Source organism: Microbacterium sp. AISO3 (assembly GCF_002204305.1).
In the GTDB taxonomy this organism is placed as follows: domain Bacteria; phylum Actinomycetota; class Actinomycetes; order Actinomycetales; family Microbacteriaceae; genus Microbacterium; species Microbacterium arborescens.
In genome coordinates this window covers 79,523-93,749 of record NZ_NHRF01000007.1, presented here as the reverse complement: position 1 = coordinate 93,749, position 14,227 = coordinate 79,523, and the positions used below count along the sequence as shown (strand labels likewise).

Genomic DNA, 14,227 nt, shown 5'->3' with positions numbered 1-14,227 from the left:
CGGCATCCATGAGCCACGAGGACGCAGCCACCACCGCATCCCGCGATCATTCCTCCGACGACAGCAGGAACGACCGCCGCTTCTTCGGGCAGCCGTGGGCGCTCACGCACATCTTCGGCGTCGAGCTGTGGGAGCGGTTCAGCTTCTACGGCATGCAGATCGTCCTGGTCTACTACCTCTACTTCTCGGTCTCGGACGGCGGGGCGGGATTGCCCGAGGCCACGGCCGTCGGCATCGTCGGCGCCTACGGCGGAGCGGTCTATCTCTCGACGATCCTCGGAGCATGGATCGCCGATCGCCTGCTGGGCTCCGAGCGCGTGCTCTTCTTCAGCGCGATCATCATCGTCGCGGGCCACGTCGCGCTCGCGGTGCTCCCGGGGCTGCTCTCGGTCGCGGTCGGGCTCGTGCTCGTAGCCCTCGGCTCGGGCGGGTTGAAGGCGAACGCCACGGCGGTCGTCGGATCCCTCTACTCCGAGCACGACCCCCGCCGCGACGCCGGATTCTCGCTGTTCTACCTCGGCATCAACCTCGGCGCCTTCGCGGGGCCGCTCCTGACGGGCTTCCTGCGCACGAGCCTCGGGTTCCACTGGGCGTTCGGCGCCGCGGCGGTCGGCATGACCATCGGCCTGATCCAGTACGCCATCGGACGCCGGTCGCTGCCCGAGGCCGCGCGTCGCGTTCCCAACCCGCTCCCCCGGTCGCGTTACCCGCTGGTCATCGGCATCGCCGTGGCGGCGATCGCGGCCATCGCGCTCCTGATCGCCCTCGGAGTCATCCGGGCCGACAACCTGTCGCTCGTCGTCGTCATCGTCGTCATCGCCGCGACGATCGCCTACTTCACCGTGATCATCTCGAGCTCGCGGATCACCTCGACCGAGCGGTCGCGCGTGTACGGCTTCATCCCGCTGTTCATCGTCAGCGTCGCCTTCTGGTCGCTGTACCAGCAGCAGTTCACCGTCATCCCGATCTACGCCGAGAAGCGGCTGGACCGCAACATCTTCGGGTGGGAGATGCCGCCGGACTGGGTCAACTCCATCAACCCCGTTTTCATCATCATCCTCTCGGGGGTCTTCGCGGCTCTGTGGACGAAGCTCGGAAGGCGTCAGCCCTCGACACCGATCAAGTTCGGCGCGGGCGTCATCGTCATGGGACTGGCGTTCCTGCTCTTCCTGCCGTTCGCCTCGGACGGCCCCTCGGCGACACCGCTGCTCGCCATCGTCGGCATCCTGTTCGTGTTCACCGTCGCCGAGCTGCTGATCTCGCCCGTCGGTCTGTCGGCTGCGACAAAGCTCGCACCGGCGAGGTTCCAGACGCAGATGGTCGCGCTGTTCTTCCTCTCGGTCTCGCTGGGAACGGCGATCTCGGGACTGCTCGCGCCTTTCTACGACCCCGAGAACGAGGTGCCCTACTTCTCGATCCTCGCCGCCATCGCGATCGTCCTCGGCCTCGCCCTCGCCGCGGCCCGAAAGCCCGTGCTCGCACTCATGCGCGACGTGCGCTGACACACGCGGGAGAATGGAGGCATGTCCTCCTCCGCAGTGCGCCGCTCGAACCCCACCGCCTGGGCCGCCTTCTGGGTCGGCCTCCTCGGGCTCATCCTCATGCCGATCCCGCTGTTCATCGGCTTCGTCCTCGGCGGGGGCCTCTCGCTCGTGGCCGCTGTGCTCGTCGTGATCGCGCTTCTGAAGGGCCTCGCCCGCAGCGGGTCGGGCATCGCCCCGGTCGTCTTCGCCGGCATCTTCGTGCTGCTGACGTGGGGCGGGATCTCGGTCGGCGGCGGCATCGTCTGGTGAACGCCCGCGCGGGCGGCATCGTCACACGATGACGGCCGGATGCCGGGCCATCGCGGACCCGGCGCTAGAGTCGCGGCGCACCCGATGAGAAAGCGACGCTCATGACCGAGATCACCACGACCACCGCCGGCAGCCTCCCCCGCACGCAGGCCCTCATCGACGCGAACCGCGCGCGCACCTTCGCCGACGACGGTTTCACCCTGCAGTCCAGCCCCGAGTTCACCGAGCTGACCGCGCAGGCGGTGGCCGACGTGGTCGCACGCCAGCGCGAGGCGGGCGTGACCCAGGTCGGCGACGGCGAGTTCGGCAAGGCGATGTCGAACGCGGTCGACTACGGCGCGTGGTGGTCGTACTCGTTCCAGCGGGCGAGCGGCCTGTCGCTGACCGAGGTCAACGCGTTCAACGAGCCGCCCGTGCGCTCCGAGCCGGGCCGCATCCGCCTCACCTCGTTCCTCGATCGCCGCGACCGGCAGCTCTTCCCCGCCGTCTACGCCGACGCCGTCGAAGCGGGAGCGACCGCGACGGCGTTCCCCACGACGACCGGGCCGATCGCCTACCGCGGGCACGCGGCCGTGGCATCCGACATCGCCAATCTGAAGGCGACGCTGCGCGACGGCGAGCAGGGCTTCCTCACCGCGATCGCCCCCGGCTCGGCCTCACGCGTGCGCAACGAGTACTACGCCACCGACGAGGAGCACATCTTCGCGTGGGCCGACGCCCTGCGCGAGGAGTACAAGGCGATCACCGACGCGGGTCTCATCGTCCAGCTCGACGACCCCTCGCTCGCCGAGAACTTCGACCAGATCAACCCGGAGCCCGCGATCGCCGACTACCAGGCGTTCACCCGCATCCGCGTCGAGGCCATCAACCACGCGATCGCCGGGCTGCCGAAGGAGCTCGTGCGGCTGCACGTCTGCTGGGGCTCGTGGCACGGTCCGCACACGACCGACGTCGCTCTCGCCGACATCCTGCCCGTCGTCCTCGAGGCGAACGTCGGATCGATCTCGTTCGAGGCCGGCAACGTCCGCCACGAGCACGAGTCGGGCGTGTGGGCGCAGACGTCGGTGCCCGACGACCTCGTGCTCGTGCCCGGCGTCGTCAGCCACGCGACCAACGTCGTCGAGCACCCCGAGCTCGTCGCGCAGCGCATCGAGCGCTTCGCGAGCATCGTCGGGCCCGACCGCGTGATCGCCTCGACCGACTGCGGCCTCGGCGGCCGCATCCATCCCGACATCGCGTGGGCCAAGCTCGCCTCCCTCGGCGAGGGCGCCCGGATCGCCGCATCGCGCGTCTGACTCTTCCTCGCCGCGGGCGGCCGTTCCGCGATGCAAGGGATCATCGACGACATCCCGGGGAGCGGCATCCGCCAGCGGGGTGTCGACCACGATCCATTGCATCCGCGACCGCGGGTGCTCAGCCGATTCGACTACCGTGAAAGATCGCAGGACACCGCGAGAGGGAGCCATGACCGACACACAGCCGCAGATCTTCGAGCCCGAGGGCCGCGCCATCCCCTACGTCGAGGATGCCGGCAGCGAGCCGGTCCTGGTGCTGATCCCCGGGTACAGCAACGTCGCCGCCCTCGGCACCCTCGCGCACGTGCTGGCCGAGGAGGACTTCCGCATCCTGCGCGTGGGCTACCGCACGGCGCAGACCGAGGGCGTCACGCTGCACGACCTGGCACAGGATGTCGTCGACGTCATGGACCACGTCGGACTCGGCGATGCCTGGGTCGGCGGCCACGCCTTCGGCGGCGCCGTCGCACGCACCGTGTCGACCGACCACACCGACCGCGTCGACGGCGTGCTGCTGCTCGGCGCGGAGGGCGACGAACCCCGCACCGACCTCGAGCCCCTGCAGGCGGCAGCCGCGGCGGCCGTGTCGCTCGACGAATGGCGCGCGCTCGCCCCGACGGTCCCCGTCATGCTCATCCAGGGTGCCGACGACGACGTGCTGCCGCCCGCGAACGGCGAGCGCCTCCAGGCCGCCGCTCCCGGCCTCGTCAGCCTCGTGACCCTCGAAGGCGGCGGGCACCTCTTCCCGGCGACCCACGCCGGCGAGGCCGCGTTCGTCATCGAGGACTACCTCGACGTCGACTGACCCTCCTTTCCCCGTCTCCCCCGTCGACTCGCCAAGAAACGCGGATGCCGCACCCCGCGGACCCGCAGAATCCGGCGAGTCGACGGGAGTGACGTGCCGAGAGGGCCCGTCGGACAGGGCAGAATCGAAGGATGATCGACTCTGCGCTCCACCCCGCCCACGCCTGCCTCATCGTGCACGGGCAGGACCAGCCGGGCATCATCGCCGCCCTGTCGGCGATGGTCACCCGCGTGGGTGGCAACATCGTCGCGTTCGACCAGTACTCCGATGACCCGACCGGCGGCGCCTACTTCTGCCGCGTCGTGTTCCACCGGCCGAACTTCGCGGTCGACCGTCCGTCGATCGAAGCCGAGATCGGCGAGACGCTCGCCGGGTTCGATCTGCAGTGGTCGCTGACCGACCAGTCGGTGCCCAAGCGCATGGCGATCCTGTCGTCGAAGCAGGACCACTGCCTGCTCGACCTGCTGTGGCGCCACCGCCGCGGCGATCTCCCCGTGACGGTGCCGATGGTCGTGTCCAACCACACCACGTCGGCCGAGGACGTCCGCTCGTTCAACGTCCCCTTCTTCCACGTCCCCTCGACGCCCGGCCCCGACAAGTCGGCGTCCGAAGCCGAGATCCTGAAGCTGCTCGTCGGCAACGTCGACTTCGTCGTCCTCGCCCGCTACATGCAGATCCTGTCGTCGGACTTCCTCGAGAAGCTAGGCGTGCCCGTCATCAACATCCACCACTCGTTCCTCCCCGCCTTCATCGGCGCCGAGCCCTACAAGAAGGCCAAGGAACGCGGCGTCAAGCTCATCGGGGCGACGAGCCACTACGTCACCACCGACCTCGACGAGGGGCCAATCATCGAGCAGGACACGATCCGCGTGACCCACGCCGACACTGCGGCCGAGCTCGCCCGCCGCGGCGCTGACGTCGAGCGCCAGGTGCTCTCGCGCGCGGTGCTGTGGCACGCGCAGGACCGCGTCATCCGACACGGCAACCACACGATCGTCTTCTGACCGCGGGCGGGGTCTCAACCCGCGGGCGGGGTCTCGGCTCCCGGACGGAGCCTCAGCTCGCGGGCTGCACCGGCTCGAAGTCGTCGACGCCCGTCTTTCCCGTCGGCGACAGGAAGATGCGCGTCGTGTCACCGGGGTCGGCGGGGTCGAACACCAGCGGACGCGTGTCGCCGACCGCCGGCACCTCGCGCGGCGCGATGAGCACCATGGTCGTGACCCAGCGATCCGTGCCGACGGCGTCGGTGAACTTCGCCACCAGCGATGCGGCCATCCGCGACGCGTCGTGCGCGGGCAGGGGCGCCTCGACGATCTCCGCCTCGACGCGCGAGCCCGAGCCCAGAAGACGCGAGATGACCGCGTTGTTGCGGCGACGCGTCGCGAGGGCGCGCACCCGCGCGATGTAGCTGAGCACCGCGAGAAGCGCGAGAAGACCGGGGAGCCACCACTGTCCGGCGTACAGAATCCACTCGCCGACACCCCACGGCTCGTTCTGTCCGAACGTCGGGTCGACGGCGACGCCGATCGCGTCGGGCGCGATCCACATCGTCGTCGCCACCCACGTGCCGATGGCCAGCCCGGCCAGGATGATCGTGAGCGGGCCGATCGCCGCATAGCCCTTCTCGCGTGCGCTGAACCGGTGGTTCCACTTGCCGTACTGTCCGATGCAGACGAGAAGCAGAAGGATGCCGACGGGCAGGCCCCATCCGCGGACGGCAACCGGGATGCCGGTGTCCCACGTGCCGAAGACGCTGTTGATGTTCACGGTCCGGAGCTGGTCGAAGATGCCGCCGATCGCGAACCCGATGACACCCGCGGCGGCGACGGACAGGATTCCCCAGATCAGGCTCGCGACCAGCGCGGAGGTGGCCCCCCGATACTTGGCTTGCTCACGACGTGCAGCTTCTCGGGGGTCCAGCAAACTCACTCCCCCAGGCTAACGCTCCCCGCGCCGGGGCTCAGGACACGGGCTGCTGCAGGTCGATGACCCATCGGTCGCCGTCATAGGGCGTCTGCAGATACACCTCGCGGCACGCGCCGTCGGATCGCAGCCCGCGCCGCTCCGCCTCGGCGACCAGCGCCTGCCACGCGCTCTGGATGCCGGCCAGATCGGGCGCCTCGTAGCGAAGGGTGAGCGCCCGCGGTTCGGCCGCGACGACCGCGCGCTCGAGGCCGTCGGGCACCGGCGCCTCGCCGATCTGCTCGGCCGCGGCGACGACCATGCCGTCGCCTGTCGTCGTGTAGACGGCGACGCCGGGTCCGACCCGCTGCGCACCGGCGGACTCGATACGGTCGTTCACGCGCTGGAACATGACGCTGATCTCGTCTTCGATCTGCGCCATCTCGTCGATGCGGACCGACAGCTGGGTCAGAGTCAGCTCGGGCAGTGCGGTCTCGATGAATGTGGACACGGGTATCTCCTTCTCGATCGATCGGAGCCTCGCCTCGACCTCGTGCAGCCGCTGTACGTCCGCTGCGATCTGGCCGCTCAGCTCAGCCCTCCGCTCCCGCAGGAGCGCGGCCACCGATGCCGACGACATACCGTCGTCGAGCAGCCGGCCGACCTGTTCGAGGGTGAAGCCGAGGTCCTTCAGCGCGATCAGCCGGTTGGCCCGATCGAGCTGCGACGCGGAGTACGAGCGGTAGCTCGAGGCCGGATCGACGCGATGCGGACGCAACAGGCCGAGCTGGTCGTAATGGCGCAGCATCCGCACCGATACGCCGGCCAGCCGGGCGAACTCTCCGATACTCAACATGGTGATCCCACTCGACAGCCTGACACGGTGTGAGAGTCAAGCGCACGGCCGGATCACATCAGAAGACGTACTCCATGAGGTCGAACCCGAACGCGCGGAACGCCTCGTGAGCGCGCAGACGATCGCTCATCGACAGGTCGTCGAACCCGACCAGCAACGCGTACGCCACCCCGGCGCGGGGGCCGGCGAGCACGCCGGCCTCGGCGCGGATGCCGTCGGCCCGACCGGTCTTGTTGACGAACAGCAGCTCGTGCTTGTCGTCGTCGTGCGCGAAGGGATCGAGTCCTGTCACCGAGCCGACGAGCGACAGGTCGTGGTTCAGACTCAGCCACTCGGACACCTGGGCGCTCACCCCGGGCGAGACGACGTCGGTGTTGACCAGTGCCGCGAACATGGCGGCGAGCTCGCGCGCCGTGCCGAGAGCGTAGTGCGGCGCATCGTCGGGCCCGCGGGTGTCGCGGAACCGGTCGAGCAGCGCCGTGCGCGGCATCCCGAGGCTTCCGATCCGCGCCCGCACGGCATCGAGGCCGACCCGCTCGAGCAGGGCGTTGGCGGCGAGCGCGTCGCCGGTCGAGGCGGCCAGCACCGCGAGATCGCCGAGCGGCAGGGCGGGCGCCGCGAGATGGCGCCAGAGCCCCGCGACCGCGACGTCGCCGACGGTCGACCGATCGACGATCTCGAGCGGATCGAGGGTCCCGGCCTCGAAGCGCGTCGCCACCTCGATCAGCAACGGGACGATGCCCAGGCCCGCGACCGGCAGCGTGACGAAGTCGTCGCCCGCGAGCACGGGCGTACCGCGGTCGAGGTCGCTGACCCGCACCGACACCCGCGCCCCGGATGCCGCCAGGGCGTCGAGCGCCTTCTCGGTCGACGCGAACCCTCGCCGCGGCACGCCGGAGCGACGGCGCGGGCGCGCGCCGGTGCGTCGCTCCGCGCGCGAGCGGGCGGTCCCGGGGGAGGATTCGGATCCATCCACCGTCATGTTCTCGTCTCCGTCGGAGTCAGTTCGAGCGATTCGGTTCGAGTGATCACCAGATCGTGACGCGGCGCTCGGGCGCGAGCCACAGCTCGTCTCCCTCGGTCACGCCGAATGCGTCGTAGAACGCATCGATGTTACGGACGATCTGGTTGCATCGGAATTCGTTCGGGGCGTGCGGGTCGATCGTGAGCAGCCGGATCGTCTCGGCGTCGCGCCCCTTCTGCTGCCAGATCTGTCCCCAGCTGAGCAGCAGCCGCTGCACACCCGTGAAGCCGTCGATCACGGGACCGTCGGGCGCCTCGGCCAGCTCTTCCGGCGACATCGTGGCGGCGAGGTGCAGCCGGTACGCCTTCAGCGCGATGCCGAGGCCGCCCAGGTCGCCGATGTTCTCGCCGATGGTGAGCGCGCCGTTGACGGCGTGCTCCTCGCCGAGTCCCCGCGGCACGAGCGCGTTGTACTGGTCGATCAGTGCCCCCGTGCGCTCCTCGAAGGCGGCGCGGTCGGCGTCGGTCCACCAGTCGTTGAGCGCGCCGGTGCCGTCGTAGGCGCTGCCCTGGTCGTCGAATCCGTGCCCGATCTCGTGGCCGATGACCGCGCCGATGCCGCCGTAGTTCGCCGCGGCGTCGCGCTCGGACGAGAAGAACGGCAGCTGCAGGATGGCCGCGGGGAAGACGATCTCGTTCATCAGCGGGTTGTAGTAGGCGTTGACCGTCTGCGGCGTCATGTGCCACTCGTCACGGTCGATCGGCTGGCCGAGCTTGGCGAGCTGACGCTCGTACTCCCACTCGGTCGAGCGCAGGACGTTGCCCAGGAGGTCGGTGGGATCGATCTCGAGCGCGGAGTAGTCCTTCCAGCGGTCGGGGTAGCCGATCTTCGGCGTGAAGGCCGCGAGCTTCTCGAGCGCACGCTCGCGTGTGGCCGGCGTCATCCACTCGAGGCCCGTGATCGACTGCCGGTAGGCCTCGATGAGGTTGTCGACCAGGGCGTCCATCTCGACCTTGGCCTGGGGCGGGAAATGCCGCTCGACGTAGATCTCGCCGACCGCTTCACCGAGAGCCGCCTGCACGATGCTGACCCCCCGCTTCCAGCGCTCGCGGTTCACGGGCACGCCGGTGAGCTGGGTGCCGTAGAAGGCGAAGTTGTCGGCGACGAACGCGTCGGGCAGGAACGGCGCCGACGCACGGACGACCTGCAGCCGCAGCCAGGCCTTCCAATCGTCGAGGTGCTCGTCGGTCAGCAGCGTGCCCAGACCGGAGAGGAAGCTCGGCTGGTTGACGTTGATCTCGGCGAAGCCGTCGCGGTGCCGGGGCGCGAGACCCTCGAGCCACGGGTCGAGGTCGACGCCCGCGAGGGTTCGCACCTCGTCCCACGTGTGCAGGTTGTAGGTCGCCACCGCGTCGCGGTTGCGGACGTTGTCCCAGTGGTGCGTGGCGAGCTCGGTCTCGAGCCGCACGATGCGGTCGGCCTGGTCCGCGGCATCGCCGACGCCGGCGAGCTCGAGCATGCGCTCGGCGTAGCCGCGGAACGCGGTGCGCGTGGCGTCGAAGCCGTCGAGGCGGTAGTAGCTCTCGTCGGGAAGCGACAGCCCGCCCTGGACGAAGAAGACGACATAGCGCTCGGGGTTGCCCGGGTCGGGCTCGATGAACGTGCCGATCATGCCGCCGATGCCCTCGCGCTCGAGCTCACCGACGGTGCTCAGCAGCGCCGTGATCGAGTCGACCGCGTCGACCCGCGCCAGCTGCGGGCGCAGCGGCTCGGCGCCGAGCTCGTCGATACGGGCCGTGTCCATGAAGCTCGTGAACAGGTCGCCGATCTTGCGCTGCACCGTGCCCGGCTCGGCCGACGTCGCGTCGTCGATGATCGCGCGGACGTCGCTCTCGGCCTGTTCGGCGATGACGTGGAACGAGCCCCACCGCGCCTTGTCGTCGGGGATCTCGGTGCGCTCGAGCCAGCTGCCGTTGACGTGCCGGAACAGATCGTCCTGCGGTCGGATCTCGGGGCTCAGCTCGGCGATGTCGATTCCGGAGGGGAGGACGGGGTCGGTCATGGCACCCATGCTAGGCCGACCGGACGACACGAACTTCCGAGGGCGTTCAGCGTTCTGTGGTGGTACATCCCTCGGCAACCGGGATGCCGGCGAAACGGTCCCTGGTCCAGTCGAACAGCTCGTCGATGAGGGGCGACGGGCGCTCGACGACGCCCGCATGCTCGAATCCCGCGTACGTGCGGAAATCGACGTCCTGGCCCGCCGCGCACATCCGGTCGACGAAGGCGGCCTGGGTCTGCACGGGGATGACGCTGTCGGCTCCGCCGTGCGCCAGCAGCACGGGCGCGGTGGAACGAAGCGGAGCCGTGTTCTCGCGCAGATGGCGACCGAGCACCCCGGATGCCGGCGACCGCGAGAACAGCGCGGGATCCCGGCTCATCCCGAGCGCCGCGGCCACCGACAGCACGATCGTCGGGTCGGACAGGCACCGCTCCGACATCTGCCGCAGCACCGTCTCGGCGCCGGGACGCACATAGTCGCGATACTCGATCTCGGGGTAGATCGCCGAGAACGAGGCGAAGGCGTAAGAGGCGAAGATGCTCCCGCCGGTGACGCTGGAGATGCCCTGCACGAGAGCCGCCGGGTCGCTCGCCGGGGCGAGGGCGGCGACGCCCCGCACCCAGACCTCGGGGGCGTACTCCCGGGCGACGGCGCCCGTCCACAGCGCGGCAGCACCGCCCTGCGAGTGCCCCCAGACGACGGTCCGCGCACCGAGATCGGCCTCCTCGAGCTCGCGAGCCGCGCGCACGGCGTCGAGCGAGGCGTGCGCGCTCGGCAGGCCGACGAGGTACGGGTGCGGACCCTCGGTCCCGAGCCCGATGTAGTCGGTGCCGACGACGGCCCATCCCTCTTTGATGGCTCGCGGCAGCATGTAGAACGCCCCCGCCCACAGTCCGCGCGGCTGCAGCGACGGGGCGCAGTGCTGAGCGAACCCGGTGGTGCCGTGATTCCAGTCGATCACCGGCCACTGCCCGTCTCCCTCGCGCGGCACCGCCACGATGGCGCTCGCGACGCGGACCTCCCCCTCGACTCCCGTCGTGGTGTAGAGGATGCGCCATCCCTGGGCGCTCGCCGGGATGCCCGCCTCGAACGGCTCGGCGCGTACGAGTCGTCCAGGCTCGTCGGGCAGGTCGCGCGGTGCCGCGTAGAAGTCGTCGACGACGGTCGAACCGTCGCGCAGCGGCGCGGTCACGATCGTCGTGGTGACGGCGAGCGCGACGGAGGCGATCGCAACCACGGTGCGACCCCATCGCCGGCGCGGGCGCCCGTCGGCCCCCAGCCGTTCGGCCGCCCGGTCGTCGCGGCGACGGCGCAACCGCGTCCAGAGGTCGACGACGCCGCTCATGATCAACCGTGCTCCGAAGACGACGGCGGTCACGAGCAGGGTGATGTCGGGCCAGAACAGTGCGAGCGCGCCGAAGATGACCCCCGATGCGCCGAATGCCGCATCGGCGATGCGCGCGTCCCACGTGCGCCCGCGTCCGAACGCGGCGATGACGCCGAGGACGCCGCCGCCGAGAAGAAGGATGCCGACGACGATCGCGACCACGCGGACCGTCAGTCCCGGCGCGAGGAGGACGATCGCGCCGCCGACCAGCCAGGCGACGCCGGTCGCCGTGCGCCAGCGCGGCCGATGCGCCTCCCCCTCACGTCCGGTGAGCTCGAGCAGTCCCGTCAGGGCCATGCCGCCGCCGATCAGCCAGGCGAGGACGTCGAGAGCGGTCGTGGGCCGGATGACGATGACGACGCCGAGCACGACGGCCGCCGCGGCGACGACGACGCGGACCCACGTCGGCAGCCGCGCGTGCAGGCGCGCGATCGCCAGGCGTTTGAGCAGCCGCATCCCCGTCCTTCCCCTCCGGTCGATGATCAACGCTAGTCGGGGATGCGGTGCTGCTCCGCGCGCTCGACAGCGACCGGGCCCGCGTGCAAGGCCGGCCCGGCGGCGGTCCGCCCCTAGGCTCGTCTCATGGCGCCCACGCTCAACCGCGAGATCCTGCGGCTGGCCGTTCCCGCGCTCGGGGCCCTCATCGCGGAGCCGATGTTCCTCATCGTCGACGCCGCCCTCATCGGCCACCTCGGCGTCGTGCCGCTCGCGGCCCTGGGCATCGCGGGTGCGGTGCTGCAGACGATCGTGGGCCTGATGGTGTTCCTCGCGTATGCGACGACGCCGGCGGTGGCGCGCCGCTTCGGGGCGGGCGACTCCACGAGCGCCGTGAGCGCGGGGATCGACGGTCTGTGGCTCGCGCTCGGCCTCGGCGCCGTGCTCGCGGCGGCCGGCTCGCTCGCGACCCCGCTGCTGGTGGGTCTGTTCGGCGCCGGGGAGGCCGTCTCGACGGATGCCGAGACCTACCTGCGGCTGTCGATGTGGGGGCTTCCGGCGATGCTCGTCGTCTTCGCGGCGACCGGGCTGCTGCGCGGGATGCAGGACACCGTCACCCCGCTGTGGATCGCCGGCCTCGGGTTCGGCGCGAACGCTCTGCTGAACGTCCTGTTCATCTACGGCTTCGGATGGGGAATCGCCGGATCGGCCATGGGCACCGTCATCGCCCAGTGGGGCATGGTCGGTGCCTACGCCGTCGTGATCGGCCGTCTCGCCCGCCGGCATTCGGCGTCGCTCCGGCCCCGCGCCGACGGCATGCGCGGGTCGGCGCGTCTGGGCGGCTGGCTGTTCCTGCGCACGGTGTCGCTGCGGGCCGCGCTGCTCGCGACCGTCGCGGTCGCGACGGGACTGGGAACGAACGAACTCGCCGGCTGGCAGGTCGCCTTCACGATCTTCTCGACCGCGGCCTTCGCGCTCGACGCCCTCGCGATCGCCGCGCAGGCCCTGATCGGACGCGGGCTCGGTGCCGGCGACGAGACGTTCGTCAAGCGCGTGCTCGGGCGGACCGTCGCCTTGGGCGCGTGGTTCGGAGTGCTCGTGGGCGGGCTGATCGCGGCGACGTCGGGCGTCATCGGGCTGCTGTTCACCGGCGATCCCGCGGTCGCCGCGCTCGTGCAGCCGGCTCTGCTCGTCCTCGCGATCGCCCAGCCCGTGTGCGGCGTCGTCTTCGTCCTCGACGGCGTTCTGATGGGCGCCGGAGATGCGCGCTACCTCGCCATCGCCGGCGGGCTCAACCTCGTGCCCTTCATCCCCGCTCTCCTGATCATCGGTGCGCTGCATCCGGACGGCGCGGCGGGCCTCGCGTGGCTCGCGGCGGCGTTCTTCGGTGTGTACATGATCGCTCGGCTGCTCACCCTCGGCTGGCGCGTGCGCCGGGGCGCATGGTTGCGCATCGCCGTCTGAACGGCGGCCCGGGCGAAACTGTGATCGGGTCGAAACCTCGCTCACGTGCGAACCTCAGCCTCGGCCCGTACCGTGGCCCCATGCCGAAGCTCACCTCTGTTTCCGCCGCCGGCATCGCCGTGCTCGCGGTCGGGATGCTCGCTTGCGGCTGCGCGGAACGGACTCCGCCGGTCGAGGTCGCGACCCCGTCCGATGACGCGCGCACGCTTCCCCGACCCACCGCGGATGACGCCCAGCGCTGGGCCGACACCGTCATCCCCGAGAACGCGCTCGGCGGAGCCTCGTGGACTCAGCGCGAGGCGGGTGTCCTCGATCCGGGCGGAGAGCCGATCATCGCGGTCACGGCGGGCGAGGCTCCCGCCATCGTGACGATCGCCTGCGTCACCGGCTCCGGCAGTCAGCTGACCTACACCGTGACGGCGAACGGCGAGACGCTCGACAGCGGTGAGGCGACCTGTGCGGCGGTCGACGAGAACGCCCAGGCGCACAGCATCCGCGACGTGCCCGCCGACGCCACGGTCGAGCTCAGCGCCTCGGCGACGGGGCTGTTCGTCTACGCCGTCACGCCCGACCGTCACCCCGAGCGGTGATCTCCGGTCGATGCGGGCTCACCGAGCCCAGCGCCGGCACCACTCGTACATGACGACGGCACCCGCCGCCGAGGCGTTGATCGATCGCGTCGAGCCGTACTGCGTGATCTCGACGACGACGGATGCCGCGGCCACGGCCTCGGCCGAAAGCCCCGGGCCTTCCTGGCCGAACATCAGCACGGCACGCTCGGGCAGGTCGACCCGGTCGACCGGAACCGACCCCGGGACGTTGTCCACCGCGACGATCGGGAGGTCGTTCTCGCGCGCCCACGTGGCGAAGGAGGCGACATCCTCGTGGTGGCGGACGTGCTGGTAGCGGTCGGTGACCATCGCGCCGCGGCGGTTCCAGCGCCGGCGTCCGACGATATGCACCTCCGCCGCACCGAACGCGTTGGCGCTGCGAACGATCGAGCCGATGTTCATGTCGTGCTGCCAGTTCTCGATCGCGACGTGGAAAGGATGCCGATGCTCGTCGAGATCGGCCACGATCGCCTCGAGCCGCCAGTAGCGGTACCGGTCCACGACGTTGCGCCGGTCGCCGTCGGCGAGCAGCTGCGGGTCGTAGCGGGGGTCGTCGGGCCATGCGTCCGGGCCGCCCGGCCACGGTCCCACGCCCACCGGCAGCTGCGGTTCCGCGTCGGCGGGGTCGGGGCGGGTCACCGGGACAGGCTATC

13 protein-coding genes are annotated in these 14,227 nt (G+C 70.6%); 7 read left to right on the top strand and 6 right to left on the bottom strand.

The annotated features are described in order from the left end of the window. Positions 1–8: 8 nt before the first annotated feature. The 5 genes from CBF90_RS11585 (at position 9) to purU (ending at position 4,897) form a co-directional block, all read left to right on the top strand. Positions 9–1,502 carry a peptide MFS transporter gene (locus CBF90_RS11585; protein ID WP_088380662.1) on the top strand — a complete coding sequence of 498 codons (1,494 nt, stop codon included), beginning with the start codon at positions 9–11 and terminating at the stop codon, positions 1,500–1,502. Positions 1,503–1,523: 21 nt separating this feature from the next. After that, positions 1,524–1,793 (top strand): hypothetical protein, encoded by a 270-nt coding sequence (locus CBF90_RS11580; protein WP_023952761.1) that lies wholly within the window; start codon positions 1,524–1,526, stop codon positions 1,791–1,793. Between the two features lie 101 nt (positions 1,794–1,894). Then, positions 1,895–3,088 carry a cobalamin-independent methionine synthase II family protein gene (locus CBF90_RS11575; protein WP_088380661.1) on the top strand — a complete coding sequence of 398 codons (1,194 nt, stop codon included), beginning with the start codon at positions 1,895–1,897 and terminating at the stop codon, positions 3,086–3,088. Positions 3,089–3,257: 169 nt separating this feature from the next. After that, positions 3,258–3,893 (top strand): alpha/beta fold hydrolase, encoded by a 636-nt coding sequence (locus tag CBF90_RS11570; protein WP_023952763.1) that lies wholly within the window; start codon positions 3,258–3,260, stop codon positions 3,891–3,893. 131 nt (positions 3,894–4,024) lie between these two features. Then, on the top strand, positions 4,025–4,897 hold the full coding sequence (purU, locus tag CBF90_RS11565; protein ID WP_064956348.1) for a formyltetrahydrofolate deformylase: 873 nt from the start codon (positions 4,025–4,027) through the stop codon (positions 4,895–4,897). Between the two features lie 52 nt (positions 4,898–4,949). Here the strand turns inward: purU and CBF90_RS11560 are convergent, their stop codons facing one another. Genes CBF90_RS11560 through CBF90_RS11540 form a run of 5 tightly spaced genes read right to left on the bottom strand, consistent with a single transcriptional unit; the run spans position 4,950 to position 11,520 of the window. Further along, entirely contained in the window at positions 4,950–5,822 is an 873-nt protein-coding gene (locus CBF90_RS11560) for a hypothetical protein (protein WP_088380660.1), read from the bottom strand. 31 nt (positions 5,823–5,853) lie between these two features. Further along, positions 5,854–6,651 carry a MerR family transcriptional regulator gene (locus tag CBF90_RS11555; RefSeq protein WP_071918617.1) on the bottom strand — a complete coding sequence of 266 codons (798 nt, stop codon included), beginning with the start codon at positions 6,649–6,651 and terminating at the stop codon, positions 5,854–5,856. 58 nt (positions 6,652–6,709) lie between these two features. Next, positions 6,710–7,627, bottom strand: coding sequence for a serine hydrolase (locus tag CBF90_RS11550; protein ID WP_233494906.1), 918 nt, complete (start codon positions 7,625–7,627; stop codon positions 6,710–6,712). Positions 7,628–7,679: 52 nt separating this feature from the next. After that, positions 7,680–9,677: a M13 family metallopeptidase gene (locus CBF90_RS11545; RefSeq protein WP_172407830.1), complete on the bottom strand. Its 1,998-nt coding sequence runs from the start codon at positions 9,675–9,677 to the stop codon at positions 7,680–7,682. A 46-nt stretch (positions 9,678–9,723) separates the two neighbouring features. Further along, on the bottom strand, positions 9,724–11,520 hold the full coding sequence (locus CBF90_RS11540; RefSeq protein ID WP_071918619.1) for an alpha/beta fold hydrolase: 1,797 nt from the start codon (positions 11,518–11,520) through the stop codon (positions 9,724–9,726). 126 nt (positions 11,521–11,646) lie between these two features. Between CBF90_RS11540 and CBF90_RS11535 the strand changes: the two genes are divergently transcribed. Together CBF90_RS11535 and CBF90_RS11530 are read left to right on the top strand one after the other, a co-directional pair. Next, entirely contained in the window at positions 11,647–12,963 is a 1,317-nt protein-coding gene (locus tag CBF90_RS11535; protein ID WP_088380658.1) for an MATE family efflux transporter, read from the top strand. A gap of 80 nt (positions 12,964–13,043) precedes the next feature. Further along, entirely contained in the window at positions 13,044–13,553 is a 510-nt protein-coding gene (locus CBF90_RS11530) for a hypothetical protein (protein ID WP_088380657.1), read from the top strand. An 18-nt stretch (positions 13,554–13,571) separates the two neighbouring features. On the opposite strand, the gene CBF90_RS11525 is transcribed toward CBF90_RS11530, so the two are convergent. Then, the gene (locus tag CBF90_RS11525) at positions 13,572–14,213 is read right to left on the bottom strand and encodes a TrmH family RNA methyltransferase (protein ID WP_088380656.1); all 642 of its coding nucleotides are present in this window, start codon (positions 14,211–14,213) and stop codon (positions 13,572–13,574) included. Positions 14,214–14,227 lie beyond the last annotated feature (14 nt).

What these genes read in the sequence shown, in the direction of transcription:
- CBF90_RS11585 (WP_088380662.1), top strand. Translation starts at nt 9, where the DNA reads ATGAGCCACGAGGACGCAGCCACCACCGCATCCCGCGATCATTCCTCC.
- CBF90_RS11580 (WP_023952761.1), top strand. Translation starts at nt 1,524, where the DNA reads ATGTCCTCCTCCGCAGTGCGCCGCTCGAACCCCACCGCCTGGGCCGCC.
- CBF90_RS11575 (WP_088380661.1), top strand. Translation starts at nt 1,895, where the DNA reads ATGACCGAGATCACCACGACCACCGCCGGCAGCCTCCCCCGCACGCAG.
- CBF90_RS11570 (WP_023952763.1), top strand. Translation starts at nt 3,258, where the DNA reads ATGACCGACACACAGCCGCAGATCTTCGAGCCCGAGGGCCGCGCCATC.
- purU (WP_064956348.1), top strand. Translation starts at nt 4,025, where the DNA reads ATGATCGACTCTGCGCTCCACCCCGCCCACGCCTGCCTCATCGTGCAC.
- CBF90_RS11555 (WP_071918617.1), bottom strand. Translation starts at nt 6,651, where the DNA reads ATGTTGAGTATCGGAGAGTTCGCCCGGCTGGCCGGCGTATCGGTGCGG.
- CBF90_RS11545 (WP_172407830.1), bottom strand. Translation starts at nt 9,677, where the DNA reads ATGACCGACCCCGTCCTCCCCTCCGGAATCGACATCGCCGAGCTGAGC.
- CBF90_RS11540 (WP_071918619.1), bottom strand. Translation starts at nt 11,520, where the DNA reads ATGCGGCTGCTCAAACGCCTGGCGATCGCGCGCCTGCACGCGCGGCTG.
- CBF90_RS11535 (WP_088380658.1), top strand. Translation starts at nt 11,647, where the DNA reads ATGGCGCCCACGCTCAACCGCGAGATCCTGCGGCTGGCCGTTCCCGCG.
- CBF90_RS11530 (WP_088380657.1), top strand. Translation starts at nt 13,044, where the DNA reads ATGCCGAAGCTCACCTCTGTTTCCGCCGCCGGCATCGCCGTGCTCGCG.